Here is a 26,509-nt window from a genome sequence, read left to right as displayed (position 1 = left end):
GCGGCTTGGGGGGTTCGCCGGGTGAGTGGGGGTATGACCCCCGGTACGCGAGCGGCCGGACCGCCATGTCTTAGCCGCTCGGATTCTGCCACGGTTACAGGGTCGACCAACGGCCGAGACCCCGGCTGCCACCTGGGCAAACGGGGCCTCGACGGGCGCAAGGATCGGGCCCTTAGGCCGTTTCCTTCGGATCGCCTCGCCGGGCATCCGCTCGATGCGGGCCAACGGAGCGTCAGCCAACGTCACACGTCAATCAACGACCGTCGCACTCGTACTCGTTTCCGCCGAGCTGGTTGCCAAACCAACCGACAATGCCGCTGATCTTGCACATCTCTTCCCTCTCCTCCCACCGCGCGATCTCCTCCTCGGTAGGCCCGTCCTTGGCCGGTCCGAGGGTCTTGCTTGCTCCTGCCATAGGGGCAGGGGAGGAGGCGTGAGCCTGGGCAGGAATCGTGACGGTCGCGGTGGCCGCGAAAGCGATGACGGACATGGCAGCGAGCTTGAACAGCGTGGTCTTCATGACTGAAGAACGGGAGGTGACCGTTGCGGTTACGCGTCGTCTACCCGAAGGCGGTCCTCCCCAGCCTGACACCGCCCGTTCGCCGCACCCAGCACGCCGAGCCCTCACGTGATCCCAAGGGAACGGCCGAGCCCTCTCCGTCCTGCCTCACGCGAGTGCCGGGTCAGGCCGCTCGAACTTCGCCGAGGTACCGATACCCGGACCGCTTCGAGCAGCCGAGGCGCTCCGCGAGCGTCTCGCCGGTGACCTTCTCGCCCTTCGCCTGCATAGAGGCGACAGTGCTCTTGACGACTGCCAGCGGGACGGCCTTCCTGGCGGCGCCCTTCTGCCGGGGCTTCTGCTCCGCCCTCTCGGCCTCTGCCAGGTCGCCGGTCAGCTCGTCGGCGATCTCGTCGAGCTCGGCTGCCAGCTCGTCGGCGGCGGCTGACAGCTCCTCGTACTCGTTGAGGATGCCGTGGCTCTTGGCGACGAGCTGGCGGCCTGCCAGGTCGAGGGCCTCTGCCAGCTCGCCCGCCAGATAGGTGGCCGTCTCCTCCAGCTCGCGCATCTGCTCGGCGGCCGTGACTTCAGCGGCCGGCATCGCTGCCATGTGAAGCATGTGCGCCACGACGAGCGGCGGCACCGCGGATACGGCTGCCACGAGGATCGCCGAGGTTGCCATGTAGCCGCGATCGATCAGGTGCGCCACGACCTGAGCTGACAGTGCCAGGCCGAGGGCGGCCCCGGCGCCGATGGTGGCAGTGACACGGCCGGGCGCCTTGGCACGGCGGCGAATGTCGGAGATGACGGCCGCGCAGGCGGCGTAGGCGGAGACGCACACCGGCATGAGCCACGTCGTCCAGCCGTGCCAGCCCGCCAGTTCTGCCATGCGTATCTCGCCGGGGACGGACATGACGAGGGCGGCGACGAGGACGAGGGGCCTGCCAGCGGTGAAGACGACACGCGCGTACCAGGGCATGTGCATCGAAGACATGGGTTGCCTTTCCGGTACGGGGGTCAGGCCGCGACGGCGGCGCGGCAGAGCGCGCGGCCTCGGCGGGCGGTGTCGAGATCGTCGGTCTGGTCCTCGATGGCAGGGGTGCCAGACAGGAAGGCGGCGGCGCGATCGAGCTCTTCGCGGCAGGCGCCGCACACGGTGCCTCGGCGGCCGAGCGGGAAGGGCGCGGCGCAGACCTCGCAGCGGTCGCGGGTGTCCGGCGCCGGGGGCGCCTTCGGCTGCGGCTTCGCAGGCATCTGGTTCTTCAGCCGGTAGGAGACCAGTGCGGCAGCGCTGTCGACCTGCTCGGGCAGGCGGTTGGTCAGCACGTTGACGATCTTGAGCGGGCTGTGGCCCTCGGCGAGCCAGGCGGCGGCGAGCGGAGCGAGGCGGAGAACCTCGGCGGCGCTGAGCTTCAGGCGGCGGTCGGTGTCGCCGAGCTTCGAGAGCGTCTGGGCGGCACGGCCGATCTCGGCGTCAGCCGTGGCGGCCTGGTCGTCCTTGTTGCCGAAGGCTTCTCCCTCCTCCTCGCCGGCCTGTGCCCGCTCGTCGCCGTCGCTCTCGGCGGAGGGGTCGGGGAGGAGGTTCTTTTCCTGGTTCTTTTCTCCCTTGGGAGAGCCGCCGACGGACCGAGCCCCCGGTTCACCGACCGTCGGAATGTGGTCAGTCGGAAGATCAGAGACGTGCGTCTCGGTGCACCAGAGGCCCGTCTCGGGGGTCTGGAAGCGCTCGCGACGGAGGTAGCCCGCGGCTTCGAGCTGGTTGAACGCCTTGCTGACGAGGCGCTTGCCTTCCTCCACGTCGTCGGTCATGGACTCGACCGTGACCTTCGTGTTGTCGGGGAGGGACAGCAGGGTGACGAGGAGACCGCGAGCAGTCAGGGAGAGCTTCTTGTGCCGGGCGGCCTGGTTGGGCACGACCACGAACGAGTGGTCATGCCGGTTACGATGCACTCGCATTCAGAATCCAACCTTCTGAGTGTGCTTGATCAGGCCCCGGCCGGGTGTTCGCTGCACCAGGCCGGGGCCGCCTGCGTTGCAGGCAGGACCAGAAGGTACAAGTTCGCCTTTCGGATGTCTAGCCGGTTCAACTTCCCCCTTGCGCGGCCCCGCAGGGGGCCGCTCTTCGCCCGCCACCCTCCCCGCCGCCGTGGCGGCTCCGGCTGCCGCCGTCGCCTGTGGCCCAGATCACTCGAACTTCGTTTCCGGAACCAGGCCCCTCGTTCCCTATATATGAGTAGAAGGCAATAAGGATTACTTAGCGCCTTTCTATTGGCGGCCCCGAAGGGGCCGCACCGAGGGAAGTCACAAAAGGCTTGAGGGAGGCGCTATTCCTTCCTGGAGCTCTTCAGATAGGCGTTTTCGCCTGCCTCCGGATTGGCCACAGATTCGTAAGCGGATACTCCGCCGAGACGGTCATCGGTGCACAGCCAGAGACAACTACGGCGTGCGGTGTGCCGAGCTCGCCACGGATGTGGACCACATCATTCCCGGTGACGACCACCGAGAGCCCAACCTTCAGTCACTCTGCGGGTGGCATCACCGGGTCAAATCCTCCCGAGAGGGCGGTGCGGCTAAGGCCGCTGTTCGAAGGCGTCACGAACGCCGATTCCGCAGGACCGAGGATCACCCCGGCCTGATGTGACTGCGCTGGAGCTCCGGGCCCGTGCCCGTCGAGCCCGCGCCGGCCCCCGAGGTTCTCCCCTCCCTCGGGGGCCTTCGACCTGAAAGGAGGTGGGCGAGATCCCTGGCCCCGTACCGAATCGGGAGGCGGATCTCGCCCGCCCCCGAGAGCGTAAAGGTTCCGATGTCCAGCCCGTCACCAAGGGCGTGCTTCGGGAAGTCAAGATTCCTAACGCTGACCGGGACTGGCATCCGATTGCCCGCCGTCTCTGGGACTCCTTGAAGTCCAGCGGCCAAGCCGACTTCTACCAGAACAGTGATTGGGCCTTCGCCTATTCGCTCTGCGAAGACCTGAGCTTCTACAAGAAGTCCGGAAAGAGATCTGGCCAGATGCTTCAGACCATCTACAGCGCATTCGAGAGGCTGCTCGTCGCCGAGGGTGACCGGCGCCGGGTTCGTATCGAGCTGCATGAGCCCGAGCCCGAGGAGCAATCCGCGGCCGTACTCGCCATCGCCGATTACAAGAAGGAGCTGGGGCTCGCCGAGTGAGCCGCTCTCCGAGCGGCCCGACTCCATGAAGGGAGGTGAGTCCCATCTCAGCCCTGACCATAGAACAGATCGACGCTCTCGAACCGACCTTCCTCGGCCCGACGTGGCGGAAGGCGCCGGACGGCTCCTGGGCGCTGCCAGAGCGCACGCTCGGTTGGCAGATCGCCGGATGGTGCGCGGAATATCTGCGCGCCGAGGACGGCGGCCCTTGGAAGTTCACTCGTGAGCAACTGCGCTTCGTTCTCCACTGGTATGCGCTGGATGAGTCCGGCCGGTTCCTGAACCGGAAGGGTGTTCTCCAGCGCCTCAAGGGCTGGGGTTGAACGGCAAGGACCCCCTGCTTGCCGTCATTTCCCTGGTCGAATTCGTCGGCCCCTCCCGTTTTTCACACTGGGACGCCTCCGGTAACCCTGTAGGTGTTCCGCACCCTCAAGCCTGGGTGCAAATTGCCGCCGTTTCTCGCGACCAGACGAGAAATACCATGACGGTGATGCCTTCCCTCATGTCGGACAAGCTGATCGAGACGTACGGCATCAAGGCCGGCGCCGAGCTGATCCGGGCAAATGGCGGCCGTCAACGGCTTGAGGCGGTGACAAGTAGTTATCGCGCCCTTGAGGGGGCGCGGTCTTTAGCGGTCCACGTTTGTTGTGCTCAACGAAACCCATCACTGGGTGCGGGGCAATAACGGGGACAAGATGTATGAGACGATCGACGGAAATGCGACCAAGAAGGACAGTCGCTATCTGGCGATCACTAACGCGTTCCTCCCCGGCGAGGATTCCGTTGCGGAGAAGATGCGCGACGCTTTCGAGAAGATTGTCGAAGGCCGGGCGGCAGATATCGGGTTCCTCTACGACTCCGTAGAGGCTCACCCGAAGACACCGCTGACTCCGGATGCCATCAGGATTGTCCTGCCGAAAATTCGGGGCGACGCTGTATGGCTTCGCGTCGAGACGATTCTTCAAAGCATTCTCGACACCACTCTCTCGCCTTCGCGCAGCCGCCGTATGTGGCTGAACCAGATCGTGGCCGAGGAAGACGCCCTTTACGGCCCGGCCGAGTGGGATGCCCTCCGGGACGAGGCGAAGACGCTGGCCCCCGGCGACGAGATCGTGATGGGGTTCGATGGCGGCCTCCGCGACGACTCGACTTGTCTCATAGCTCTCCGCGTCTCGGACATGTGCGCCTTCGTTCTGGGCCTTTGGGAAAGGCCGGATGGCCCGTCCGGAAAAGATTGGGAAGTTCCCCGTGCCCAGGTCGACAGCGCCGTGCACGACGCCTTCAGCACTTTCGAGGTGCAGGGCTTCTATGCGGACGTTGCCCTCTGGGAGAGCTTCATCTCGGAATGGTCCGAGACGTACGGCGAGGGCCTGGCGGTGAAGGCGCCCGGTAAGGATTCGATCGGCTGGGATATGCGGTCGAGCCAGAAGGCTTCGACGCTCGCGCACGAGCGCCTGATGCGAAGCGTCTTCGACCAAAAGCTGTGCCACGACGGCGACTTGGCACTTCGCCGCCACGCGCTGAACGCGCGTCGGCGCACCAACAACTACGGGATCTCGTTCGGCAAGGAAAGCAAGGACAGTCCGAAGAAGGTCGACGCGTACGCGGCGCTCATGCTCGCGCATGAGGCCCTCTTCGACCTGCGGGCGCGCGGCAAGAAGGTGCGTAAGCGCACCGGTCGCGGCTTTTTCCTTTGAGTCGAACGGCTAACTTGAACCAGGAGGTATCGCGTGACCGACACGTCGCCTGCCGCGCTCGCGCGGCAGCTCCTCGGCATCCTCAACCGGGATGGCGACCGCCTGAAGCGGATCGACGACTACCTTCACGGCCGTCATGACGACCCGTACATGCCGCCCCAGGCTGACGACGAGTACCGGCTCCTCGCGCGCCGGTCGGTGTCGAACTGGCTGCCCCTGCTCGTCGGGACTCCGGCCCAGGCCCTCTACGTCGACGGCTTCCGTTCCGGGAAGCCTGCGGGCGGGCTCCCGGCTCCGGTCGAGACGAGCTCGCCCGAGTGGGAGCACTGGCAGCGGTCCCGGCTCGACGCCCGCCAGGCCGCCATCTACCGGGGCGCGTTGACGTACGGCCATAGCTTCACGGTCACCGAGAGAGGTCGTGCCGGCCAGGTGCGGACGAAGGGGCTGTCCGCGCTTCGTACGGCCGCGCTGTACGAGGACCCGGCGAACGATGACACCCCCTACGCCGCCCTGACCGTGACCGCCTGGCCTGCGGGCGATACGCGCGGCCGGGCTCGCATGTGGGATGCCCAGCACGAGTACACGGTGACGTTCCGCGGCCTGGACGACGAGAAGGGGATCGCGGTTGCGCGGCTGCGCCGCCACGGCGCTTCGGAGTGCCCGGTCACGCGCTTCGCCTCTCTGGTGGATCTGGAGGGGCGGACGCTCGGCGTCATCGAGCCCATGATCGCCTTGCAGAACCGCATCAACCAGACGATCTTCGATCTGCTGGTGGCCCAGACGTACGCCTCCGTGAAGGTGCGCACGGCGACCGGCATGGCCCCGCCCATTCGGCGCGACCCCGAGACTGGGGAGCCCGTTCTCGACGAGAACGGCAACCCCATTCCGCTGCCGATCAACCACAATGCGCGCAGGTTTTTGTTCGCTGAGGACCCGGATGTCAAATTCGGGAGCCTGGACGAAACTCCGCTCGGCGGATTCATCGACAGCGTGGATATGTCCATAAGGCACCTCGCCGCCGTCAGCCAGACCCCGCCTCACCATTTGCTTGGGCAGATAGCCAACCTGAGCGCCGAGGCCCTCCTAGCAGCGGAAACAGCTCTGAGCCGCAAGATTGCAGAATTCCGTACGGCCTTTGGCGAGTCCTGGGAAAGAGTTTTCCGACTGGCCGCCGAATTGACCGGCGGCAGCGGCTCGGAAGACTACAAGGGCGAAGTCATCTGGCGCGACATGGAATCGCGCTCCCTCGCCCAGGCCGCCGACGCGCTCGGCAAGCTCAAGGAGCAGCTCGGCATCCCGGCGAAGGGCCTATGGCGCCGCGTTCCGGGCGTCACCCAGACCGAATACGAGGACTGGGAGGAGCTCGCCGAGGACGAGGACTCGGTACGGCAGCTCTCCACCGCAATCACCCGCGCGACTCCCGATGAAGCGGTACCGGAGGCCGCGTGACGAGCACAGCGCGTCAGGCAGAGGCCGACCAGGTGTCGGCCGCCTTCCATGTCGCCCTGACGCAGATCGGCGTCGAGACCACGGCCGAGGCCCTGTCCTTGTGGGCGGAGGTCCCGGCCGCGCAGCGCGCGGCTACGGCGTCGAGCTGGCTGCGGCGGGCGATCACGCTGGTGATGTCGAAGCGGCGCATGTCGCGCGATCTGGCGCGGGCCTACTACAGGCTCGCGAGGGCTCTACAGACCGGTACGACGGTCGCCGACCCCTACCACCCGGAGCCGTCGCACGTGACGCTCGGCGACCTTCGCCGGGAGTTCGCAGCCCTGGCGGGAACGTACTCACCCCCTGCCCCCCGCCCTGTGGGCGAGGCCGCGACCGCCGAGCGCGGGGAAGCCTCGCCCACACCCTCCACAGAGCCGGACGACGCGAGTTCTGACGGGTCGACGGCGCCCTTGGCCGACGACGTGGAGGCCGAGCTCGACGACGAGCCGGAGGACTGGGAACGCATCCTCGTGGAGGAGCTCGAAGGGCTTCGCGAGGAAGAGGAGCGGATCGAGCGTGAGGCGGAGGACGAACTCCGCGTCGTCCTCGACGCGCTCGGCTCCCAGAACCTCGACCGGCGGGTGTCCCAGGTCGACGACCAACAGCCTGCCCGTGATGCAGATCGTCAGAGGGACGAGGCACACCAGCAGGCCGGCGCCCAGCAGGCAGCCGCCGCTTCCCGCGTCGCAATGAATGGCGGCCGATCAACCACCTGGAATCACATGAAACGCGACCGGCGCGCACTCGGGTACGTCCGGCTTTCGCGTACGGGAACCCCGTGCGGCTGGTGCGCAATGCTGATCAGTCGAGGCCCGGTCTACAAGTCCCGTGAATCCGCCACGTTCAACGACGGCGACAAATTCCACGACAACTGCCATTGCTACGCGATGCCCGTCTTCTCACGACAGCAGTACGGAGCATCCGAACTCTTCGCGCTGAACCGTGAATACGAGGCTCTGTGGCCGGAGGTCACAAAGGGCCACGCCGGTAAGAGCGCCCTCACCGTCTGGCGGCGGTTCATCCGCCAGAAGCAACGCGAACGGCAAAAGGCCGCAGCCCTGGCGGCGCGGCAAGCCACGACCACAGCCCAGGAGGCGTGACCCGTGCCCGAAGAGACCCCCGAGTCGTCCACCCCGGCGCCCCAGAGCGGCGAGACCGAGCAGCCCAAGGGCGAGGTCGAGCAGCCCGCGGAAAAGACCAGTGCGCAGGAAGACGAGCTTCCCGACTGGGCCCGCAAGGAGCTGGCCAAGGTCCGCAACGAGGCGGCCGGATACCGCACTCGGCTGCGAGACGCCGAGACCAAGCTCTCCGAGGCCAAGAGCCCGGAGGAGTTCGAGACCGCCCTTGCCGAGGTGAAGGCAAGGAACGCGGAGCTGGAGCACACGCTCGTCGTAGCCTCCGTGGCCCGGAAGTACGACCTCCCCGAGGAACTCGCCGGCCGCCTGCGCGGCAGCACGACCGAGGAGCTGGAAGCCGACGCGAAGGCCCTCCAGGCGCTCGTCTCCCCGAAGGTCCCCGAGGGCCTGGGCGGCGGCCTCGATCCGTCCGAGGACCCCGACGAAGAGATGGACCCGCGCAAGCTCGCTCGCCGCGCCCGGCGCTTTTAGCGCCTTGAAGAAACGTTTCCCCTAACCCCCGTGCCGCCCGGCCGGGGGTTTTTTAATGCCCCCGGAGGTAGCACCACTTGCCCACCGTCCAGCACCAGGTTGTAAAGCCCCAGAAGCTCGTCAACGCCGCCGTCGGAATGCTGGAGCAGGAGCTCGTCATTCCGAACCTGTTCCAGAAGCAGGGCGTCGACGCGTTCAAGGGTGCCGAGAATGACACCATCTCCATGAAGGTCGAGGGAATTCTTCCCTTCCACGACTACGCATGGCGGAACGACCGGTCGGCGCCGATCCAGTTCGACGAGTACAGCGAACGAACGATCGCCGTGACCTTCGGCGGCAACGTGTATTCCGCCGTCAAGCTGACCGACGAGCAGAACGATTTCGATATCGACAACTGGGCCAAGCTCCTGCGCCCCCAGTCGAAGGCCATCGCCCGTGGCCTTCAGCGTCGGGCGGTCAACACGCTGACCGGCCAGTCGTACAACGTCACCATCGGCAACGCTGGACAGAACCTTCGCGGTGCGCTGATCGAAGCCAGGCGCGTGCTGAACGCTTTCCACGCTCCGCGCGAGGGCCGATACCTCCTCGTCGGTACCGAATTCGAGTCGGCGCTCCTCACCGACGAGAAGCTGAACCTGGCCCAGAACGTCGGCGACAGCGAGGCCGAGTCCGCGCTCCGCACTGCCTCGATCGGCGAACGGTTCGGCTTCCGGATCGTGGTCGACCAGACCATTCCGGCTGACAGCGCCTACGCGTTCGCGTCCTCGGCGTTCATCTTCCTGTCCGGCGCCCCGAGCGTCCCGCAGTCGGTTCCGTACGGCGCGACCACGAGCTTCGAGAACATCGCGCTCCGCTGGGTCCGCGACTACGACCCGCTGTACATGCAGGACCGTTCCGTCGTGAACACGTACGCGGGCTTCCGCAGCGTGACGGACATCCTCGTCGGCTGGGACGCGGCCAACGAGAAGGAGATCATCTCGACCGGCGAGCACTTCGTGCGCGGCATCAAGCTCCAGCTCGATGGCAAGAGCGACTATCCCGAGGCCGCCTCCGAGCTGGCGAAGATCACCGGCGTCTCCGACGCGAAGGTTTGGACCCCGACCGGCGTGAAGCCGGAGGCCGATCCCGCCAACGCCTGATCCCCCGCCTCGTAGGGGCCGGTGCCACACGCGCCGGCCCCTGCTTGGCCTGCCCGAAAGGAGGTCGACGCGTGGCGTACGCGACGCTGGACGAGCTGAAGGGCCGCCTGGATTGGGAGCCCGATGAAGACGAACTCCGCATCGCAGTAACGGCGTTGGATGACGCGTCGGACCTGGCGGCTACCTACGGCCGCGACTGGCCCGAGGACTCGGCCCCCCGGCTGGTGCGCACGCTCGTGCTGAAGTCCGCGGCGAGGTACATGCGCAACCCGAACGGCTACACGCAGTCGAGGGCCGGTGACGAGACGCTTGCCTGGTCGGACGCCCACGGCCGCGACGCCGGGTCGGTGTACTTCACCCGCGAGGAGATCCGCCTCCTGGAGAACCTCGCCGGGAACCGCGCAGGGCTGGCCAGTGTGCCCGTCGTCGCCTGGGGCTCCAAGGCCCGCACGGGCCCCGGTTACGTGCCGGTCGACTACTCGACCGCCGCCCCCTTCCCTCTGTTCCCGGATGAGGTGGGGCCCTGGTGAGCGTCCAGCGGAGGCGCGGCCAGAAGGCGCGCGTCTGGCGAACGGTCGAGGTGGTCGACAACCGGGGCAACACCGTCATCGTGGCCGACCCCGAAGGCCCCATCGAGGTACGCGCCGCCTTCATCCCGCAGCGCTCCTCGAAGGCGGAAGTCCCCGGTCAGCAGCAGATCAACGTGACCCGGATGGTGGTCGACGCCCATCTTGAGGGCGTCTCCCTGTGGTCGCGCGTGGAGTACAACGGCCGGGAGTGGGACATCGTGTCCCCTCCCGCTTACCACCACGGCGACCGTCGTACCCGGCACTGGAGCATCGATATCCGGGAGCGGCCCTGATGGCTTACATGTACGAGAAGACGAACCGGGTCCTCGCCCGGCACCAGGACGTGCAAGACGAGCTGGAGCGGGTCACGTTCGAGATCGCGGTGAAGGCCGAAGAGATCCTTGCCCAGCACCACGTCGACTGGCACTCGCGGATCGAGGTCGAGGAAGGCCGCATCGACAAGTACGTGGTCCTCTCCGACGACGCGGGCCAGAAGGCGGCCCTGAGCATCGAGTACGGCCGCAAGGCGTACACCGTGACCCGCGAGGACAGGGACGGCAACGAGTACGAAGTCGAGGTCCCCGCGACGGACGGCCTCTACGTCCTCGCCACCGCCTCGGGCCTGCCCAAGAAGCGGAAGGGCAAGGTGAGGGTCGACTAGTGGCCGGCATTCCTGACCACATCAAGGCCATCGCCGAACTCAGCCCCGTCGAAGACCTCTTGCTCGTCGTCCTCCGCAAGGGCCTGCCGGGCATCCGGGTCAAGTCGCTCGTCGACCAGCATGAGACGTTTCCGCTCGTCCTGGTCCGCCGAGACCCCAGCTTCGGCGCGTGGGACGGTGACGCCCGTTTCACCGACGCCGCCCGCGTGGTGATCAACTGCTTCGCGGCTGACCCCAACGGTGATGAGGACTCGGCGATCTTGTCCGAGGCCGTCCGTGTCGTGCTGCGGGACGCCTGGCTCAACAACGAAGTCGTTCCCGGCCGGGGCCACATCACCCGAGTCGACATGAACTCTTCCCCACGCCGGGCCTCGGACTGGGCGACCGCGACCGGCCCCGTGCAGTACGCGGACCTGCCCACGGGCGTGTGGCGCTACGAGTCGATTTACGACATCCGTATCCGCAAGCCGCGGAAGCGCCCTTACCCCCTTCCCCACTAAGCACAGCAGACGAAAGGCCCGACCCCTTCCGGGGTGCGGGCCCTTTTTTATGCCCGCACGAAGGAACGTTTCTTCTTGGCGCTCAACGACCTTGCAACTCTCGTCGTCGGCTCCGGCAACTACCTGACGGCCCCCGTCGGTACGCCGATGCCTGACGATCTCCTCGTCCCCACTTCACCGTGGGAGCCGGTCGGCCACACCTCCCTGGAGGATGTCTTCGGCATCACCTCCGAAGGTGGCGAAGCCACCACGATCGGCAGCCTCCAGAACAAGACCCTCCGCACGAAGTACAGCGCCCGCACGGAGACGATGGCGCTGACCTTGCAGCAGTTCGACAAGGCCGCGCTGAAGCTCTACTTCGGCGCCAACGCCCCGACCCTGCCGGACGGCACGATCGGCGTCCCGGCCGACCCGCAGCCGACACAGGCGGCCTTCCTCGCGGTGTTCGTGGACGGCGAGAACCACTTCGGCTTCTACGCCCCGAAGGCCGAGATCTACAGGGCCGACGACATGGCGATTGCCGACACGGAGTCCCTCGCCGGCCTCCCGCTCGGCGTCAAGCCGATGGTCTACGGCAACAACACCTGGACCTACGCCGTGACGCCCCTGGGCGGCACCGTCGCCACTGGCGCGACCGCTGGCACGCCGGGCTCCTTCACCCCGGACGGATCTGTCGCCCCCGCGAACCTCGCTGCCCTGGCGACCGTCACCGCGAGCCCGCTGACGGCCTGGACCTCCGGCCAGTACGTCGCCCTCGGCGACGACTCCAACGCCTACTGGACCGGCTCCGCCTGGGCCTCCGGTACGGCGCCCGGCTCGGGCGCCTAACCCCTCGTCCCGGCGTGAGCGCTGCGGACCCGCTCGCGCCGGGCCCTTCCCTCTCTTCGGTCCGCCTCCCCCTTTCTCGTTCAATTCTGGAGGTCCGCACCCCCATGGCTTCTTACTCCCTCGACGACATCCGCAACGCCGCAGAGGCCAAGTACGGCAGCACTGACATCGAGCTCGGCGGCGAGACCGTCCGCCTGCTCAACCCGCTGCGCCTGACCAAGACCGCGCGGAACGAGCTCACCGCGCTTCAGGAACGGCTCGGTGACGACGGCGCCGATCAGGAGGAGCTTCTCTCCGAGGCGATCCGCCTGGTGGCCGAGCACACGAAGGCGGCCGATCGGCTGCTCAAGGCGGTCAACGGCGACCTCGCGGTCCTCGCGGAGATCTTCGACCGGTACGGCGAGGGCACCCAGGCGGGGGAAGCCTCGGCCTCGCAGGGCTGATCGACCAGTACGGGGAGGGGCTGTATCCCGACCTGCGCTTCTACTACGGCGTGGATCTCGCCGACGTGATCGCAGGCCGCGGGCCCTCCCCGTCCCTGGTCCTCTCGCTCTTGCAGAGGCTTCCCGACACGTCCCTGACCGTCGCCCTCGCGTCGGGCGGCAGGGAGTTCTTCGGCTGGGGCCAGGACCGCCACATGGCAGCCGACCTGTTCGACGCGCTCAACACCAACACCAGGGCCACGGGCCAGTGGGGCAAGGGCAAGGCGCCGAAGATCCCCGAGTACCCGCGCCCGAAGCCGAAGGCCAAGAAGAAGGCCGGCAAGCGGCCCGCCTCGGTGGCCGAGATCTACAAGCGGTTCGCCGGGAGGTAGCCCATGCCCGCCGGGCAGGTCATCGGGCGCGTGTCTGTGCGCGTCCTGCCTGACACATCCGACTTCAAGGAGCAGGCGAAGAGGCAGCTCGAAAAGATCGAGCAGCAGCTCAAGATCACGATCGGCACGAAGGTCGACGCCAGGGGCGCCCAGACGGGCGCGCTGGAAGCGGTGCGGGACATCAACCGTCACAACAAGACGACGGACGCCCGCAAGATCCGCTTCTACACGACCATCGCAACGCACGGTATAGCCACGGCTGTTGACAACGCGCGGCGTGAGCTCCAGAACAAGGCCAACAACCGCAAGGTGTCGTTCGAGGTCGACGACCTCAAGGCCACGGGCAAGGTCGAGCTCCAGCTCGACCAGCAGTCGGCGGACAAGACCAAGCGCGACATCGACGACTGGGTGAAACGTATCTCCCCGGTCAAGGTCGACGTAGAGCTGAACTGGCCTACCGGCGCCTCGGCCGCCGTCTCCACGCGCCTCGCCTACCTGACTCGGCCCCGCACGGTCTCGATCCTTCCGAAGCTGAACAACGCGGCGGTCGCGAAGGTCGCCGCCTCGCTCGCGGCCCTGTCCGGCATCCGCGTGCTGAACAACCTGTTCGAGAAGTTCGGCAACATCCTCAAGAACCTCGACAAGTCGGTTCCGGTCATCGGCTCTCTGGCCTCGGCCATCGCTGGTCTGACGGGCATCGCCATCGCCGGGACGAGCAACCTCTTCGCCCTGGCGGCGAGCCTCGCGCAGATCGGGCCCGCAGCCGCGCTTCTGCCCGGCCTCTTCGGCGGCTTCGCGGTCGGCCTGGGCGTCACGTTCGCCGCCCTGAAGGACTTCAACAAGGTCGTCCCTGAAGTCAAGGAAGCCCTGTCGAAGCTCCAGGACTCCATCAGCAAGAACTTCTGGGACAAGGCCGCTCAGCCCATTCGCGAGATGGTCGACGAGCTCCTCCCGGAGTTCACGGCCGGAGTCAACCGCACGGCCACCCAGCTCGGCGGCTTCTTCGGGGGCCTGGCGACCTCACTCAAGGGCGCGCTCAACCCGGCCCTGAACCAGATGTTCGTCGACCTGTCGAAGAGCATCGAGATCGCCACGACGGGCACTGACGCCTTCGCGAACATCATCGCGACACTCGGCAAGGTCGGCACCAGCTACCTTCCGTCGCTGGCTCAGTGGTTCGTCGACCTCTCGCAGCGGTTCTCCGACTTCCTCTCGCGCAAGGGCGAGAACGGCATCAAGGCCGAGATCGACGAGGGCATTGCCGCCCTGAAGGATCTCGGCGGCATCCTGTCGAACACCTACGGCATCCTCTCGGGCATCGCCCGCGCGGCGACCGAGGCCGGGGGCACGTCGCTCTCGACGCTGAACAAGTCTCTCCAGGCCATCCATGCCACGGTGGACAGCGAGGGCTTTCAGAACGGCCTCACGAACGTCTTCGCTGCCGCGCACGCGGCGATGCAGCAGATCGCCACGGTGTCCGGCCCGGCGGTCGAGAACTTCTTCATCACCTTCGGGCACCTCCTGACCGCCCTCCTGCCGCAGGTCGGCGCGATCATCGGTCAGGCCCTCGCCGCAGTGGCCGACGCCCTCGCCCAACCCGAGGTCTTCAACGGCGTCCTGGCCCTCTTCAACGGCATTCAGAACGCGGTCGGGGCGCTCGCCCCCGCGATGGCCCCTCTTGGCCAGGCGTTCGGCGCACTGATGGAGGTCATCGGGGCCTTCGCGACGATGCTCGGCCCGCTCCTGGCCGCAGCGCTGATCCCCCTGTCCAACGCCTTCGCCCAGCTCGCGCCGATGATCATCCCGATCATCAGCCTTCTCGGCGGCGCGCTGACGGGAGCGATTCAGCAGCTCGCCCCGCTCGTCATGCAGCTCGTCCCGGTCGTCGGGCAGATGCTCAACGCCGCCTTCACGGCGCTTGGGGCAATCCTGCCTCCAGTCGCCGAGCTGTTCATGACGATCATGAGCGCGGTCGCTCCGCTCGTCGCGCAGCTCGTTGCCGGCCTGGCCCCGATCCTGCCCCTGGTGGCCGAGGCGTTCACGGCGATCGTCACGGCCGTTACGCCCGTTGTCGACCTGCTCTTGCAGCTCGTCTCGGCGGTGATCACACCGCTGATCCCGCTGTTCGAGTACATCGTTGCCGCCTGCCTGCCGCCGCTGACCGAAGCGTTCCAGCGGGTCTCGGAAGCGCTTCAGCCCTTCCTTCAGGCGCTGATCCAGGTCGTCAACTTCATCATGCCGATCCTGGTCCCGGCGCTTCAGTTCGTCGCGGACTTCCTGATCGGCTCGCTCGCGATGGCGCTCGACGGCATCGTTGACGTGATCACCGGGGTCCTCGACGTGATCATGGGCGTCTGGAACGTCTTCGCTGGCGTCTTCACCGGCGACTGGTCCCGCGCCTGGGAAGGCGTCAAGCAGATCTTCTCGGGGATCTGGGACATCATCGTCGGCGCCTTCAAGGTGATCATCAACGTCGGCATCTTCGGTGTCCTGAAGAAGGGCATGGGCCTCATCAAGGCCGTCTGGACCGGCGGTTGGGGCGCGATCAAGTCCTTCTTCATCGGGATCTGGAACGCAATCCGCGGTGGCCTTGGCGTCGCTTGGACGGCGATCCGGGGCTACATCGACGATGGCCTCCGCAACGTCCGATCCATCTGGTCGTCGGGCTGGAACGCCGTCAAGTCCTTCTTCTCCGACGCGTGGGCCGCGATCAAGTCCAAGGCGGTCGAAGGGGCCAAGGCGCTCTGGCAGGCCGTGAAGGACGGCGTCACCCAGTCGATCAAGTTCGTCAAGGAGCTGCCCGGCAAGGCGAAGTCCGCCCTGTCGAACCTGGGCTCCACGCTCGTCAACGCGGGCAAGGAGCTGATCAAGGGCCTCATCAAGGGCATCACCAGCATGTTCGGTGGCGTCAAGGAGACCCTCGGCAACCTGACCTCCAAGTTCAAGGACTGGAAGGGCCCGCTCCCGAAGGACAAGATCCTTCTTTACGACGCGGGCCGCGCCATCATCAAGGGCCTCATCCGAGGTCTTGAGTCGCAGTACGACAACGTCAAGAAGTCGCTCAACGACCTGACCGCGAAGATCCCAAAGAACGCGTCCAAGGGACTCAAGGCCCGAGTCAACGCCGACCGCACGCAGCTCCTCAAGCTCCTCGCCCAGTGGGACGGAGTGGGGACCAAGCTCAAGGCGGCCCGCGACAAGCTCGACAAGCTCCGTGAGGAAGCCTCCAACTACGCGGAGCAAGTCGCCCGGAAGGTCATCGACACGGGCGACGTGACCAAGGTGGAGGACACCTCCTTCACCGGCATCACGGCCGCCCTCACCAAGGCGATCGAGCAGGCGAAGCGATTCGCCACCGCCCTGGACAAGCTCAAGAAGCTCGGCCTGAACAAGGAGACCTTCGACCAGATCGCGAGCGCTGGCCCGGATGCCGGCCTGGCTGCGGCGGAGTCGATCGCAGGCGCCGGAGCGGACGGAATCAAGGAGCTCAACAAGCTCCAGGCCGAGTTGGAGAAGTACGCCAACAAGGCAGGCAGCACGGCATCGAATGCCCTGTACGAGGCGGGTGTTCACGCAGCCGAAGGCATCGTGAAGGGCCTCCAAGCTCAGCAGGGCGCCATCGAGAAGCTGATGCTGAAGATCTCCGACTCGATGGTCAAGGCCATCAAGAAGTCGCTCGGCATCCACTCGCCCAGCCGGGTCTTCGCGAAGCTCGGCGGCTTCGTCGGCCGCGGATTCGCCAACGGCATCGAGAGCGAGTCCGGCCGCGTGGCTAAGGCCGTGGACGCGATCACCGCGAAGCCCAGCCGCTCGGACTACGCCAGCGCGGCCCGCTCCGTATCGGCTGCGGTGAACGGCGGCCTCGAAGGCCATACGGGCTCGACGGTGACCAAGGTCCTCAACTACTACGCGGCCCCCGGCTCCTCTATCTCGGCTGAAGAGGATCTGTTCGCGGCGGCCAACCGAGCACGAATGGTGGGCTGGTAGTGACATCACTCCTTCTAGAGACCGAGCGGGACACGCTCGACCTCGGAGAGGTACAGAGCACAGGCGCAGGGTTCCAGGCCACTGCCGGATTGACCGGCATGGGCCTGCCCTCCGTCAACGTCCAGTGGCTCGAAGGGGCCGGAGACGGCGCCCGATGGCGGGGGCAACGGGTCCTGCCCCGTGAGATCGACATGCCGTTGGACATCGTGGGCCGGGACCGGCAGCACCTCGGTCAGCTGATATCCCGGCTCGCTCGGGCCATGGCGGGTGAGATGCGCCTCGTCCTGGTCGACGACTCCGGGCGGCGTTGGTCCACGGTGGTCTACCGGACAGGCGGCGGCGAGATCGACCTCGGGTCCGGAGGGTCGGACATTCAGACCGTGCTCTCCCTCCGGGCCCCGGACCCGTACTTCACAGCGTCAGGTGTGTCCACACAGGCGGTCGGGGGCGATCCGGGAACCACTCCGTTCCTGTCGTCCCTGGCCTCGATGCCCCTGGCAGCATCCCAGGCCATCGGCGAGATGACGCTGACCAACAACGGGGATGCCGACGTCTACCCCGTGTGGGAGGTGTACGGGCCCGGCCGGGATCTCACGGTGAAGTCGCCCACTGGCGAAACGTTGCGCTGGACCGGCTCTCTCACCGCCTCGGAGCGACTGATCATCGATACCCGCAACGGGTCGGTGACGGACGCCAAGGGAGCCAACCGGTACGCCCAGCTCGCGCCGGCCCCTCGCTTCTGGACGATCCCGCCCGGCGTATCGACTGCTGACGTGACTCTGATCGACACCACGGCGGCCTCCAAGATCGTGTGCTCCTGGCGGGCCCGCAGGTGGATGGTGATCTGACTGAAGCTGCAAGACCTCACCGTCGAAGTCCGAGACAAGGCACTGACACGGCTGGGCCTGATCCGCCCCGAAGACCTGGCCCTCTCGATCGAGGACCAGTTCTGCAACGTCGGCACGTGGAAACTGACACTGCCCTCAGAACACCCCCTCGCCGAAGCCCTGCGCGCACCGGGAGCCGGGCTGATCATCACCGGCCCCACCGATGTGCTGATCTCCGGCCCCGTCGTCACCTCCGAGTACGCGGCGACGCCCGAGGACCGGCGCGGTTCCGTCAATTTCGACGGGGTGTCCGACTCGGTTGTCCTGTCGGACATGCTCGCCTGGCCGGAGCCGTCAAACGGCGACGTGTCCACACAGAAGGTCGGCCACGACGAGCGCACCGGCCCAGCCGAGACGCTCATGCACCAGTACGTGGCAGCGAACTGCGGACCGCTAGCTCCCGCCGCGAGACGACGCGCCGGACTCACCATGGGGGCCAACGCGGGACGCGGCCCCACCCTCACCAAGTCGGCTCGCTTCCCCGTACTGGGCGAGCTGCTGACGGAGATCGGCGCGGTGGCTGGCCTCGGCTTCCGCGTCGTCCAGCGCGGCAGCGTTCTCGTCTTCGAGACGTTCGAGGTCGCCGACCGCACCAAGGAAGTCCGGCTCGATGTCGTGACCGGCACCCTCGCCGGACAGCGCGTCTCCGTCTCACCCCCCGGCGTCACCCGTGTGATCGTCGCCGGTCAGGGCGAGCAAGAGGAGCGCACCTTCGTACCGGTCGACTCCGAGTCCTCCGTGACCGCCGAGGGCGTGTGGGGGCGGCGGATCGAACGCTTCGTCGACCAGCGCAACACCAACGACCGAGACGAGCTGACGCAGGCCGGGAACGAAGTCCTCGCCGACTCGGGTGACACCTCCATTGCCGTGCAGGCCGTGCCGGTCGAGGACGCGGCGTCCATGGAGTTCGGCCGGGACTGGGGGATCGGTGACCGCGTGGCGGTCATCGCGGGCGGCCAGGAGCTCGCCGCCACCGTGACCGGCATGGTCATCAAGGCCGACGAGGACGGCTTCCGGCTCGGCGCCACGCTCGGCGACCCCACGGGATTCGACCCCACGGCCCTGGCCGCGAAGCGAATGCAGAGCACCGAAACCCGAGTGTCCGCCCTGGAGCGGCACGCCGAAGGAGGCGGGTCAGATCCCGTCATGAGCCTCATGGGAGCGTGGTAGTGGCCAGCGCGCCAAAAGCCTTCTATCGGGCGGCACTTCCGACCGCCCTCACCGCCGTCTACACCGTGCCGGCCGCTGGCCAGGCCGTCATCACGAACATCGTCGCCACCAACTCCGCGACAACCAGCGCCAGCGTCACCGTCCGACTCGGCGGCGTCCCGCTCCTCGCCAACGTCGGCATCGCGCCGCACGGCGTGCTGACGCTCGACGTGCGCCAGGTACTCAACGCTGGCGACAAGATCGAGGTACAGGGCAACGCCGCACAAGCCCTGACGCACATCAGCGGCGTGGAGGTTTCCTGATGGGACTCTCCGTATGGCCCGCCCCCGAGGACGCCGGAGTCGTCGGCCCCACCGGAGCGACCGGCCCGGCCGGACCGCAGGGCCCGAAGGGCGACACCGGAGCACCCGGCCCAAAGGGTGACCCAGGCATGAAGGGCGACACCGGCCCCGCAGGTCCCCAAGGCGCGAAGGGCGACACCGGAGCGTCGGGCCCAGCCGGGGTACAGGGCCCGAAGGGTGACACCGGGCCCGCAGGACCGCAGGGCGCTCCCGGCCCGCAGGGCGAGAAGGGCGACCCCGGCTCGGTCGACACCGTCAACGGCCTCCCTGGACCGAACCCCGTGCTCACTGCGGCCCACGTGAACGCGGTGCCGACGAGCCAGAGGGGCGCGGCGAACGGCGTTGCCACCCTGGACAGCACGGGCAAGGTGCCGAGCTCGCAACTGCCCCCGATCTCAGATCCGTACGTACCGCCCAGCGAGTTCAGCCCCACCGACCTCGGCCTCAAGGCGTGGGCCTTCGATCCCGTGCTGACGGCCTCAACTCCCCTCTACTGCGGCACCACCCCCCGCTTCGCCGCCGTCAAGGTGGCAGCCTCGACCTCGGTCTCCAAGGTGGTGTGGCACTTCGGCGGCTACGCGGGCGGCCTGATCTCCGGGAGCTGGGCCGCGATCTACAACACGTCGATGGCTCGGGTCGGGATCGCCAGCACCATCGAGTCGGGCAACGAGCCGGCCGAGCAGCACGGCTCTGGCGGTAACGCCTCTTCCACGGCGCTTGACGCGGCCGTGACGCTCGCGCCCGGCATCTACTACGTCGTCTGGCGCTTCAACTACAACACGACCACGGGCGACGGCCCGATGGTCCTCGGCGCGGAGAACACCTTCGGCGCCCCGGCCAACACCTTTGGTCTGAACAACCTGTGGCGCTTCGGCCGCCTCTCCACCTCGCCGACCACCCCGCCGACCACGCTCTCCGGCATCGCCAACGAGAGCAACCGCTTCTGGGTGGCCCTGGCGTGAGCACACACCACGAGGAGCACCAGTGACCGTTTCCGGCGGAACCCTCAACGCCGCACGCGGCGGCGAGGAGTACAAGGCCCCCATCCGCCTCTCCGTCTTGCTGCCAGACGACACGGACCTGTACCCCGACGACCGCCTGACCGACGAGGAGCGCGCGGCCGTCGTTACCGCCGTGCTGCGCGCCGCCGTCTCCGCTCTACCGGAGCGGTTCACGATCGCCTTCGCCCGGCAGACCACGGAGGCGCGCACCGTCACCGAGGTCGCCCGCCGATAGCGCTGCCGCACCGCTTACCGCTGGCCCCCGTAGCTCATGCGCTCGGGGGCCTTCCCCATGCCGCAGGAAGGAACCCTTCTTGGCGATCACCGCCTACCCCTTTGACTCGCAGGCCGTCACGGAGACCCAGTTCAGCTACCTGTTCCGAGAGCTCTCCTCTGGCGTCGCCGCCTCGTCCGACTCGTCCGCGTTCCGTGTCTCGGCTGCCGGGACCTCCATGGCCGTGACCGTGCAGCCCGGCTTCGCTCTCGTTCGGGGGCACGCCGTTCTCTCGACTGCGGTGGAGACGGTGACGATCCCGGCCGCCGACACGGCCACCCGTACCGATGCGGTCGTGCTCCGCCTCGACCCGACCGCGAACACGATCACGCTGGCCGTGCTGAAGGGTGCCCCCGGCTCTCCGTCTCCCTCATTGACCCAGACGGACAGCGGTATCTACGAGCTGCGGCTCGCCTGGGTGACCGTGCCCGGCAACGCAACCTCCATCACCGCCTCGAACGTGGCCGAGGGCCGCCAGTTCACGCGCGGCTACGTCGGCTCCTGGTGGAACTCGACCCGCCCGACCTCACCGCGGCTTGGGGACCTCGGCTTCAACCGCAGCACCTCGGCGTGGGAGTTCTGGAACGGAAGCTCCTGGGCGAACCTCGCCCCGTCCGTCTCGTGGCCGAGCGTCACCGACAAGCCGTCCGTTTTCCCCCCGGCGGCCCACACGCACTCGTGGTCCCAGATCAGCGACGCTCCGAGCACCATCGCCCCGTCTGCGCACAAGCACGCGTGGGGCGACATCACCGGCACGCCCTCGACCTACCCCCCGTCGAGCCACTCGCACTCGTGGAGCTCGATCACGTCGAAGCCCTCCACCTTCCCGCCGAGTTCCCACTCCCACTCGCAGTACCTCACGTCAGGGAGCACGATCTCTTGGGCCAACGGCACCAAGCGCGCGCACGCCTACCACGTGGGCGGGTCCGGCACCTACTACGCCGTGTGGGTCGACGGCTCCGGGGACTTCGGCCGTAACACCAGCTCGATTCGGTACAAGACCAACGTCCGCGACTCCGAGGTGACCTCGGGCGACGTGCTCGCGCTGCGCCCGCGCGTCTACGACCGCAAGGACTACGAGAAGCCGGACGGCACGCCGGTCACCGGCCGTAAGAACGAGTTCGGCCTCATCGCCGAGGAGGTCTTCGAGACCCTCCCCGAGATCGTCTGCTTCAACGAGGAAGGCGAGATCGAGACTGTCCGCTATGACCTTCTCGGCGTGGCCCTCCTGCCCGTCGTGCAGGACCAGGAGGCGCGGATCAAGGCCCTCGAAGAGCGCCTGTCTGCCCTCGAAGGTCAGGTGAGCGCTACGTGACCACCTCGACCTCAGCCGCTCTGATCTCGGCCGCTGGGACGGTGGCCGTGGCCCTGATCGGCGCCCTCGTCGAGCTGCTGCGCCGCCAGCACCGAGTCATGGGGGAAGTCCGCGATCAGGTGTCCAACACGCACACCACCAACTTGCGCGACGACGTGGACCGCGTGATTACCGGCCTCGGCCAAGTGCTCGAAGGCCAGGCGCAGCACAGCCGAGAGATGGCCGGCATCCGCGATGACCTGGCCCACGAGCGGGCCGAGCGTCTGGCGGTCGCCGAACGCCTCGACCGCCACGTCTCCGCCACGTCCGACCACCACTGACCCCACCCCCCTTCGGGCCCCGCATCCGGCGGGGCCTTTGTCATGCCCGAGGAGGCAGCACTTCTTGACCGCGCACATCTACCCGAAGGCGGACGCCACGTCGCAGTGGTACGGCAAGACGTACCCCGGCGACACCATGCCGCACCCGAACGTGATCGTCCTGCACACGACCGAGGGCGGTTCGTTCCCGACGTACGGCGGCGGCGGCTCGGCTCCGAACTTCACGATCAAGGGCGGCGTCGTGCGTCAGCACTTCTACGCCAACCACAGCGCGCGGGCGCTGGTGAACAAGTCTGGCGGCGTCCAGACGAACACACTCAACGTCGTCCAGATCGAGCTCGTAGGCACGTGCGACAAGGGCGGCCCTGGCCTGTACTGGCCGAACGCCTCGGATGCCGATCTGGCGGCCTTGGTCGACCTCGTGAAGTGGCTGACCGACACGTACCCGATCCCGCTGGTCTCCACGTCGAAGCCCTGGCTGTCGTACCCGTCCTCGTACGGGTCGCGGAACGGTCAGCGCATGTCGTTCGCCGAGTGGAACGACTTCCGAGGGATCGCCGGTCACCAGCACGTTCCTGAGAACGATCACGGTGACCCTGGAAACTTTCCGATCAAGCGCCTGATCGAGCTGGTGAAGGCGAAGAAGGCTGGCACGTCGCCCGAGCCGTCGAAGCCCTCGAAGCCCGCGTCCTCGATCGTCGCCCTGAAGGAGGGGGTGAAGCCCGGCGCCACGCACGCACAGGTGGCCGAGCTTCAGCGGCTTCTGATCGCGGCCGGGTACGGCCCGATCCCTGGCGCGGTCACCACGTTCTACGGCAAGAACACGCAGGCCGCAGTGGCGCGCTTCCACAACAAGAACCCTCACCTGAAGACCTCGGGCCGTTCGTACGACCCGGCCATAGGCGCCCGCGGCTTCAAGGAGCTCCAGAAGGAGGCTGGTCGCCGATGAGCAAGATGCAGATGCCCGGCTCCAAGCCGATCAGCCTCGTGAACCTGCTTCCGGTTCGGTACCGCACCCGCGTGGGCGCCGTTCTGGCTGCGGTCGGTGTGCTCGTCAGCATCGCGTCCATCGTGTACGCGGACAGCCCCGAGGTGGCCGTGATCGTCCAGATCCTCACCGCGCTCGGCGTGGTCGAGACGGGCAGTCCCGACCCCGACCCCGGCGACGAGGGCTGACACGAAGAACCCCCTGCTGGTCTCCGCCAGCAGGGGGCTTTCGTCGTTTCACTGCCCGGCGCCCTTTCGCTGGGCCGCCTTCAGCTCCTCGATCTCCTCAAGGGTCATGACCTTGCGCTTGCTGGAGCGCCGACGAGCTGGGGCAGGCGCAGCGCTGGTGCCCTCGGCGTCCGCTGCCGGTTCGGCGGTATGCGCGAGCACGTCCTCGACCGGCGTGGCGTGATCCGGGCATAGGTCGACGACCCTTTCGGTTGCACCTACACGTTCGATTCGATACTTCCGCGTAGGCAAACCGGGCGTTTTGCAGACATTACAGACTGTGACAGTCATCTCGATTTGCCTCTCCGGTACAACCAAGCGCAAGTTCCACGTTGACGAGTCTAACGTGTATGTGTAACCGTAGGTTGGGATAGGCGAGCGTCCTTGGCGCTCAACACCCCGCGCAGCCTGCGGGATTCAAGATCCAAGCCAAGGGGAGACATGCCCGCACCGTCGAAGATCGTCGACGAAGCCGAAGTCGAGAAGTGGTTCCAGCAGAAGAAGACCTACGCATGGATGGTCCAGGAGTACCAGCGGAAGTACAACCGGAAGACCTCCATCTCCATGTGGGGCAACTACAGGCGCCGGCACAGGATGCAGAGACGGATCACGCGCGATGACAACCTGATCCCGTGGGCCGTCGAGGAGAAGCACCGCTTCCGGTACGAGGTGATCATGCTTCGCCTGGAGGCGCGCGTGCGCGATGGCCAGGAGCTCGCGGACCGAGACGCCAAGAAGCTGCGTTCGTGGCTCGCTGACCTGGAGGAAAAGAATGCCGTCGTCCACTACGACCCCGAGACTGAAGAGGGCTTCTTCCTCATCCCACGGGAAGAGCAGGACACCGACATCATCCGCCAGCCCGCAGAGAAGACGACGAAGCGCCGCCGCGCCGACTGAACCGAGAAGCCGTTAACCCCCAGGGACATCGATTCCCTGGGGGTTTTTGCGTTTGCGCCGGTCACGAGGCCACGCGCCGGGCGGGCGCGCGCCCGGTCCGGGTTAGATCCCGGCTCCTCCGCGAGTGTTCGAACAAGCTATCGAACATCCTCCTGTGGGGTGATCCCGATGTCAGATGTGGCGGTTAGGATTCCGCTAAGTAAGGCAAACTTGCACCAAGCACGACAGAGGGGCCAAGTCGAGTGGAGGAGCAGCGCGAGGCAACCACAGTCCTCGCTCACTCGGGGGAAGCCTGGCGGGAGGCCGGGGTTCAGCGGATCACGGAGGGCGGTGCCGTCCTCTGTGTGGACGCCGACGCGTTCGAGTTCCACCTGACCCTTTCGCTGGACTACACAGAGCGCGACTTTCAGTGGGGTGTCGCGCAGGCGGCGGCCCTCGACCTCGCCCTGATACCCGAGACGGAGGAGGAGGCCGAGCTCATAGGCGACGGCCCCGACTTCGTGCGCATCCACTTGGTCCCCACCTGGACGAACCAGAAGGAGCCCCCTATATGGCCCTGACCATCACCGCACTGCCCGCCCCCGCACCGTCCGTTCCGCGTGATGGGTGGGGGCGGCCCCTCGTGGTACCGAAGGAGGGCGGCAAGCCCCGCGGCCTCACCAGGACGACGACGTTCATCGACGCCATCGAGGACAAGAGCGGGCTGATGTCTTGGAAGCAGCGAATGACCCTCGTGGGCGCCGCTCGCGAGGGTTCTCTTTTGCGCGAAGTGGCTAACTTGAACCCAGAGACGCGCGAAGGGAAGGCTCGCCTGGACGCGCTCGCTGAGCGAGCGGTCACGGTGGCCGGAGCGAACGCAAAGCGGGAGCGCGGCACACACCTGCACACGCTCAGCGAGTTCGTAGACCGGGGCGAGCACCTGCCTGCGGGGGTCGCCACTTCCGACGTGGCGGACATGGCGGCCTACAAGATGTCGACCGCGCCGTTCGATGTCGTCGCTGTGGAGACGTTCGTGGTGGTGCCGGAGCTGGGCGTCGGCGGCACCTTCGACCGCATGGTGAGCTACAGCGGCCCCGGCCCGGACGGCGAGCATGTCGAGGGCCTGTTCATCGCGGACTTGAAGACGGGCTCGATCGAGTACAGCCGCCTCAAGATGGCGAGCCAGCTCGCGGTCTACAGCCGTGGCGAGCTGTACGACCACACCCTCTTCCCCGTCAACGACCGGGACAAGAAGGCGCTCGCCGCCTGGAAGCGCCGGGAAGTGCCGGCCGATCTCGCGAGGGCTGCGTACGCCCCGATCCCGGCCGTCTCCCAGGACTGGGGCATTATCCTCCACCTCCCCGCAGGCTCCGGGGAGTGCACGCCCTATTGGGCTGACCTGCGGCTGGGCTGGGAGGCAGCGAAGGCCGCGCAGAACACGCGCTCCTTGCGCGGCAAGAACAGGAGTGCTCTTCGTCCGTTTTGAGTTGTTTTCCATGACCTGAACGTGTAATTTGAACCTGGCGCCGGACGGTTCGGCGCTACACGAGAGGGGTGAGTTTGAGCGACACACAGCGGTCGGTGACCGTGACCATCAAGTCGGGCCCAGAACGCGACGACTGGGCCGCAGCCTTCAAGGGAGCCGCGTACGAGGTGTACGACGACGTGGCCACTTTTTTTGGCTTCGAACGTGAAAGTGTAACCACGCTCAGCCTTCACGAGCTGGTCAGCGAGGCGTCCAAGACGGCTCAGGGCGTCGCGACTGTCGTCCGCGACCTGGGCGCCACCGTCGTTCCCGCCGCGCAGCCTGCGGCGCCTGGCGAGGACCCGTGGACAGCCGCCCAGACGGCCCCGGCCCGCGAACAGGGCTCCGCGGCCTCTCTCCTGGAACAGATCAACGCCTGCGTGACCACGGAGGACCTGAAGAGGCTGTGGGCGCGGAACCAGGACGCGTTCGCCGACCAGGCCGTGATGGACGCGTGGAAGGCGCGAGGCCGAGCCCTCAAGGCGGCCTCCGAGTGAAGCCCCTGGGCCTGGCCCTGGCCGTGGTCTCGCTCCTGCTGGCCGTCTGGCTCTGGACGGCCGCCCCCTGCGAGCTGTGGACCTTCTCGAAGGCGGGCGACATGCCCGCCCGATGCATCAGCCGATAACTC

General features: G+C 67.1%; 34 protein-coding genes. 30 read left to right on the top strand and 4 right to left on the bottom strand.

All coding sequences use genetic code 11. The annotated features are described in order from the left end of the window. Positions 1–253: 253 nt before the first annotated feature. From DEJ47_RS24645 to DEJ47_RS24635, 3 genes are all read right to left on the bottom strand, one after another. Positions 254–520: a hypothetical protein gene (locus DEJ47_RS24645; RefSeq protein WP_150171709.1), complete on the bottom strand. Its 267-nt coding sequence runs from the start codon at positions 518–520 to the stop codon at positions 254–256. 163 nt (positions 521–683) lie between these two features. Then, positions 684–1,493, bottom strand: a complete 810-nt coding sequence (locus tag DEJ47_RS24640; RefSeq protein ID WP_150171707.1) for a hypothetical protein — start codon at positions 1,491–1,493, stop codon at positions 684–686. Positions 1,494–1,516: 23 nt separating this feature from the next. Next, positions 1,517–2,455 carry a hypothetical protein gene (locus tag DEJ47_RS24635; RefSeq protein ID WP_150171705.1) on the bottom strand — a complete coding sequence of 313 codons (939 nt, stop codon included), beginning with the start codon at positions 2,453–2,455 and terminating at the stop codon, positions 1,517–1,519. 774 nt (positions 2,456–3,229) lie between these two features. Between DEJ47_RS24635 and DEJ47_RS24625 the strand changes: the two genes are divergently transcribed. From DEJ47_RS24625 to DEJ47_RS24515, 25 genes are all read left to right on the top strand, one after another. Next, a complete protein-coding gene (locus DEJ47_RS24625; protein WP_223828492.1) occupies positions 3,230–3,667 on the top strand; it encodes a hypothetical protein in 438 nt (145 codons plus the stop codon). Between the two features lie 35 nt (positions 3,668–3,702). After that, the gene (locus DEJ47_RS37055; RefSeq protein ID WP_223828491.1) at positions 3,703–3,990 is read left to right on the top strand and encodes a hypothetical protein; all 288 of its coding nucleotides are present in this window, start codon (positions 3,703–3,705) and stop codon (positions 3,988–3,990) included. Next, positions 3,987–4,352 carry a hypothetical protein gene (locus DEJ47_RS37050; protein WP_223828490.1) on the top strand — a complete coding sequence of 122 codons (366 nt, stop codon included), beginning with the start codon at positions 3,987–3,989 and terminating at the stop codon, positions 4,350–4,352. The genes DEJ47_RS37055 and DEJ47_RS37050 overlap by 4 nt, the downstream gene beginning before the upstream one ends. 10 nt (positions 4,353–4,362) lie before the next feature. Then, on the top strand, positions 4,363–5,364 hold the full coding sequence (locus DEJ47_RS37045; protein ID WP_223828489.1) for a terminase: 1,002 nt from the start codon (positions 4,363–4,365) through the stop codon (positions 5,362–5,364). A gap of 33 nt (positions 5,365–5,397) precedes the next feature. Further along, entirely contained in the window at positions 5,398–6,813 is a 1,416-nt protein-coding gene (locus DEJ47_RS24615; RefSeq protein ID WP_150171704.1) for a phage portal protein, read from the top strand. Beyond that, entirely contained in the window at positions 6,810–7,952 is a 1,143-nt protein-coding gene (locus DEJ47_RS24610; protein WP_150171702.1) for a hypothetical protein, read from the top strand. The genes DEJ47_RS24615 and DEJ47_RS24610 overlap by 4 nt, the downstream gene beginning before the upstream one ends. Before the next feature lie 3 nt (positions 7,953–7,955). Further along, positions 7,956–8,459: a hypothetical protein gene (locus tag DEJ47_RS24605; protein WP_150171700.1), complete on the top strand. Its 504-nt coding sequence runs from the start codon at positions 7,956–7,958 to the stop codon at positions 8,457–8,459. A 77-nt stretch (positions 8,460–8,536) separates the two neighbouring features. After that, the gene (locus tag DEJ47_RS24600; protein WP_223828488.1) at positions 8,537–9,598 is read left to right on the top strand and encodes a hypothetical protein; all 1,062 of its coding nucleotides are present in this window, start codon (positions 8,537–8,539) and stop codon (positions 9,596–9,598) included. Positions 9,599–9,669: 71 nt separating this feature from the next. Then, positions 9,670–10,128 (top strand): hypothetical protein, encoded by a 459-nt coding sequence (locus DEJ47_RS24595; protein ID WP_150171698.1) that lies wholly within the window; start codon positions 9,670–9,672, stop codon positions 10,126–10,128. Then, a complete protein-coding gene (locus DEJ47_RS24590; RefSeq protein ID WP_150171697.1) occupies positions 10,125–10,460 on the top strand; it encodes a phage head-tail adapter protein in 336 nt (111 codons plus the stop codon). The genes DEJ47_RS24595 and DEJ47_RS24590 overlap by 4 nt, the downstream gene beginning before the upstream one ends. Further along, on the top strand, positions 10,460–10,828 hold the full coding sequence (locus tag DEJ47_RS24585; protein ID WP_150171695.1) for a DUF5403 family protein: 369 nt from the start codon (positions 10,460–10,462) through the stop codon (positions 10,826–10,828). The genes DEJ47_RS24590 and DEJ47_RS24585 overlap by 1 nt, the downstream gene beginning before the upstream one ends. Further along, complete coding sequence (locus DEJ47_RS24580; protein ID WP_150171693.1) at positions 10,828–11,328, top strand: hypothetical protein; 501 nt, start codon at positions 10,828–10,830, stop codon at positions 11,326–11,328. Before DEJ47_RS24585 ends, DEJ47_RS24580 begins: the two co-directional genes overlap by 1 nt. Before the next feature lie 75 nt (positions 11,329–11,403). Then, a complete protein-coding gene (locus DEJ47_RS24575) occupies positions 11,404–12,156 on the top strand; it encodes a hypothetical protein (protein ID WP_150171691.1) in 753 nt (250 codons plus the stop codon). A 104-nt stretch (positions 12,157–12,260) separates the two neighbouring features. Then, complete coding sequence (locus tag DEJ47_RS24570; RefSeq protein WP_150171689.1) at positions 12,261–12,599, top strand: phage tail assembly protein; 339 nt, start codon at positions 12,261–12,263, stop codon at positions 12,597–12,599. Between the two features lie 50 nt (positions 12,600–12,649). Beyond that, complete coding sequence (locus tag DEJ47_RS24565) at positions 12,650–12,970, top strand: hypothetical protein (protein WP_223828487.1); 321 nt, start codon at positions 12,650–12,652, stop codon at positions 12,968–12,970. 3 nt (positions 12,971–12,973) lie between these two features. Further along, positions 12,974–16,957 carry a hypothetical protein gene (locus DEJ47_RS24560; protein ID WP_150171687.1) on the top strand — a complete coding sequence of 1,328 codons (3,984 nt, stop codon included), beginning with the start codon at positions 12,974–12,976 and terminating at the stop codon, positions 16,955–16,957. Further along, positions 16,957–17,805: a phage tail domain-containing protein gene (locus DEJ47_RS24555; protein WP_223828486.1), complete on the top strand. Its 849-nt coding sequence runs from the start codon at positions 16,957–16,959 to the stop codon at positions 17,803–17,805. The genes DEJ47_RS24560 and DEJ47_RS24555 overlap by 1 nt, the downstream gene beginning before the upstream one ends. Next, a complete protein-coding gene (locus tag DEJ47_RS24550; RefSeq protein ID WP_317850860.1) occupies positions 17,806–19,014 on the top strand; it encodes a siphovirus ReqiPepy6 Gp37-like family protein in 1,209 nt (402 codons plus the stop codon). After that, positions 19,014–19,316, top strand: coding sequence for a hypothetical protein (locus DEJ47_RS24545; protein WP_150171681.1), 303 nt, complete (start codon positions 19,014–19,016; stop codon positions 19,314–19,316). Before DEJ47_RS24550 ends, DEJ47_RS24545 begins: the two co-directional genes overlap by 1 nt. Continuing rightward, positions 19,316–20,317: a collagen-like protein gene (locus DEJ47_RS37420; RefSeq protein WP_150171679.1), complete on the top strand. Its 1,002-nt coding sequence runs from the start codon at positions 19,316–19,318 to the stop codon at positions 20,315–20,317. Before DEJ47_RS24545 ends, DEJ47_RS37420 begins: the two co-directional genes overlap by 1 nt. Positions 20,318–20,339: 22 nt before the next feature. Beyond that, entirely contained in the window at positions 20,340–20,591 is a 252-nt protein-coding gene (locus tag DEJ47_RS24535) for a hypothetical protein (protein ID WP_150171677.1), read from the top strand. 79 nt (positions 20,592–20,670) lie between these two features. Next, positions 20,671–21,945 carry a tail fiber domain-containing protein gene (locus DEJ47_RS24530; RefSeq protein ID WP_150171675.1) on the top strand — a complete coding sequence of 425 codons (1,275 nt, stop codon included), beginning with the start codon at positions 20,671–20,673 and terminating at the stop codon, positions 21,943–21,945. After that, the gene (locus DEJ47_RS24525; protein WP_150171674.1) at positions 21,942–22,265 is read left to right on the top strand and encodes a DUF2746 domain-containing protein; all 324 of its coding nucleotides are present in this window, start codon (positions 21,942–21,944) and stop codon (positions 22,263–22,265) included. The genes DEJ47_RS24530 and DEJ47_RS24525 overlap by 4 nt, the downstream gene beginning before the upstream one ends. Positions 22,266–22,329: 64 nt before the next feature. Further along, positions 22,330–23,214: an N-acetylmuramoyl-L-alanine amidase gene (locus DEJ47_RS36545; protein ID WP_190415543.1), complete on the top strand. Its 885-nt coding sequence runs from the start codon at positions 22,330–22,332 to the stop codon at positions 23,212–23,214. Next, entirely contained in the window at positions 23,211–23,441 is a 231-nt protein-coding gene (locus DEJ47_RS24515; protein ID WP_150171672.1) for a hypothetical protein, read from the top strand. Before DEJ47_RS36545 ends, DEJ47_RS24515 begins: the two co-directional genes overlap by 4 nt. A gap of 48 nt (positions 23,442–23,489) precedes the next feature. Here the strand turns inward: DEJ47_RS24515 and DEJ47_RS36540 are convergent, their stop codons facing one another. After that, positions 23,490–23,642: a hypothetical protein gene (locus DEJ47_RS36540; RefSeq protein WP_190415542.1), complete on the bottom strand. Its 153-nt coding sequence runs from the start codon at positions 23,640–23,642 to the stop codon at positions 23,490–23,492. A 279-nt stretch (positions 23,643–23,921) separates the two neighbouring features. Between DEJ47_RS36540 and DEJ47_RS24510 the strand changes: the two genes are divergently transcribed. From DEJ47_RS24510 to DEJ47_RS37415, 5 genes are all read left to right on the top strand, one after another. After that, positions 23,922–24,377, top strand: a complete 456-nt coding sequence (locus DEJ47_RS24510; RefSeq protein WP_150171670.1) for a hypothetical protein — start codon at positions 23,922–23,924, stop codon at positions 24,375–24,377. A 242-nt stretch (positions 24,378–24,619) separates the two neighbouring features. Continuing rightward, positions 24,620–24,937, top strand: a complete 318-nt coding sequence (locus tag DEJ47_RS24505; protein WP_150171668.1) for a hypothetical protein — start codon at positions 24,620–24,622, stop codon at positions 24,935–24,937. Then, a complete protein-coding gene (locus DEJ47_RS24500; protein WP_150171666.1) occupies positions 24,928–25,842 on the top strand; it encodes a hypothetical protein in 915 nt (304 codons plus the stop codon). Before DEJ47_RS24505 ends, DEJ47_RS24500 begins: the two co-directional genes overlap by 10 nt. Positions 25,843–25,916: 74 nt before the next feature. After that, a complete protein-coding gene (locus DEJ47_RS24495) occupies positions 25,917–26,378 on the top strand; it encodes a hypothetical protein (RefSeq protein ID WP_150171664.1) in 462 nt (153 codons plus the stop codon). After that, on the top strand, positions 26,375–26,506 hold the full coding sequence (locus DEJ47_RS37415) for a hypothetical protein (RefSeq protein ID WP_263398903.1): 132 nt from the start codon (positions 26,375–26,377) through the stop codon (positions 26,504–26,506). Before DEJ47_RS24495 ends, DEJ47_RS37415 begins: the two co-directional genes overlap by 4 nt. Positions 26,507–26,509: the final 3 nt, after the last annotated feature.

The sequence above is a fragment of the Streptomyces venezuelae genome, from assembly GCF_008642355.1.
In the GTDB taxonomy this organism is placed as follows: domain Bacteria; phylum Actinomycetota; class Actinomycetes; order Streptomycetales; family Streptomycetaceae; genus Streptomyces; species Streptomyces venezuelae_B.
This window is presented reverse-complemented; position numbering and strand designations above follow the sequence as displayed.

Coding starts and splice junctions, on each gene's coding strand:
- DEJ47_RS24645 (WP_150171709.1), bottom strand. CDS start 520: ATGAAGACCACGCTGTTCAAGCTCGCTGCCATGTCCGTCATCGCTTTC.
- DEJ47_RS24640 (WP_150171707.1), bottom strand. CDS start 1,493: ATGTCTTCGATGCACATGCCCTGGTACGCGCGTGTCGTCTTCACCGCT.
- DEJ47_RS24635 (WP_150171705.1), bottom strand. CDS start 2,455: ATGCGAGTGCATCGTAACCGGCATGACCACTCGTTCGTGGTCGTGCCC.
- DEJ47_RS37045 (WP_223828489.1), top strand. CDS start 4,363: ATGTATGAGACGATCGACGGAAATGCGACCAAGAAGGACAGTCGCTAT.
- DEJ47_RS24585 (WP_150171695.1), top strand. CDS start 10,460: ATGGCTTACATGTACGAGAAGACGAACCGGGTCCTCGCCCGGCACCAG.
- DEJ47_RS24570 (WP_150171689.1), top strand. CDS start 12,261: ATGGCTTCTTACTCCCTCGACGACATCCGCAACGCCGCAGAGGCCAAG.
- DEJ47_RS24560 (WP_150171687.1), top strand. CDS start 12,974: ATGCCCGCCGGGCAGGTCATCGGGCGCGTGTCTGTGCGCGTCCTGCCT.
- DEJ47_RS37420 (WP_150171679.1), top strand. CDS start 19,316: ATGGGACTCTCCGTATGGCCCGCCCCCGAGGACGCCGGAGTCGTCGGC.
- DEJ47_RS24515 (WP_150171672.1), top strand. CDS start 23,211: ATGAGCAAGATGCAGATGCCCGGCTCCAAGCCGATCAGCCTCGTGAAC.
- DEJ47_RS24510 (WP_150171670.1), top strand. CDS start 23,922: ATGCCCGCACCGTCGAAGATCGTCGACGAAGCCGAAGTCGAGAAGTGG.
- DEJ47_RS24500 (WP_150171666.1), top strand. CDS start 24,928: ATGGCCCTGACCATCACCGCACTGCCCGCCCCCGCACCGTCCGTTCCG.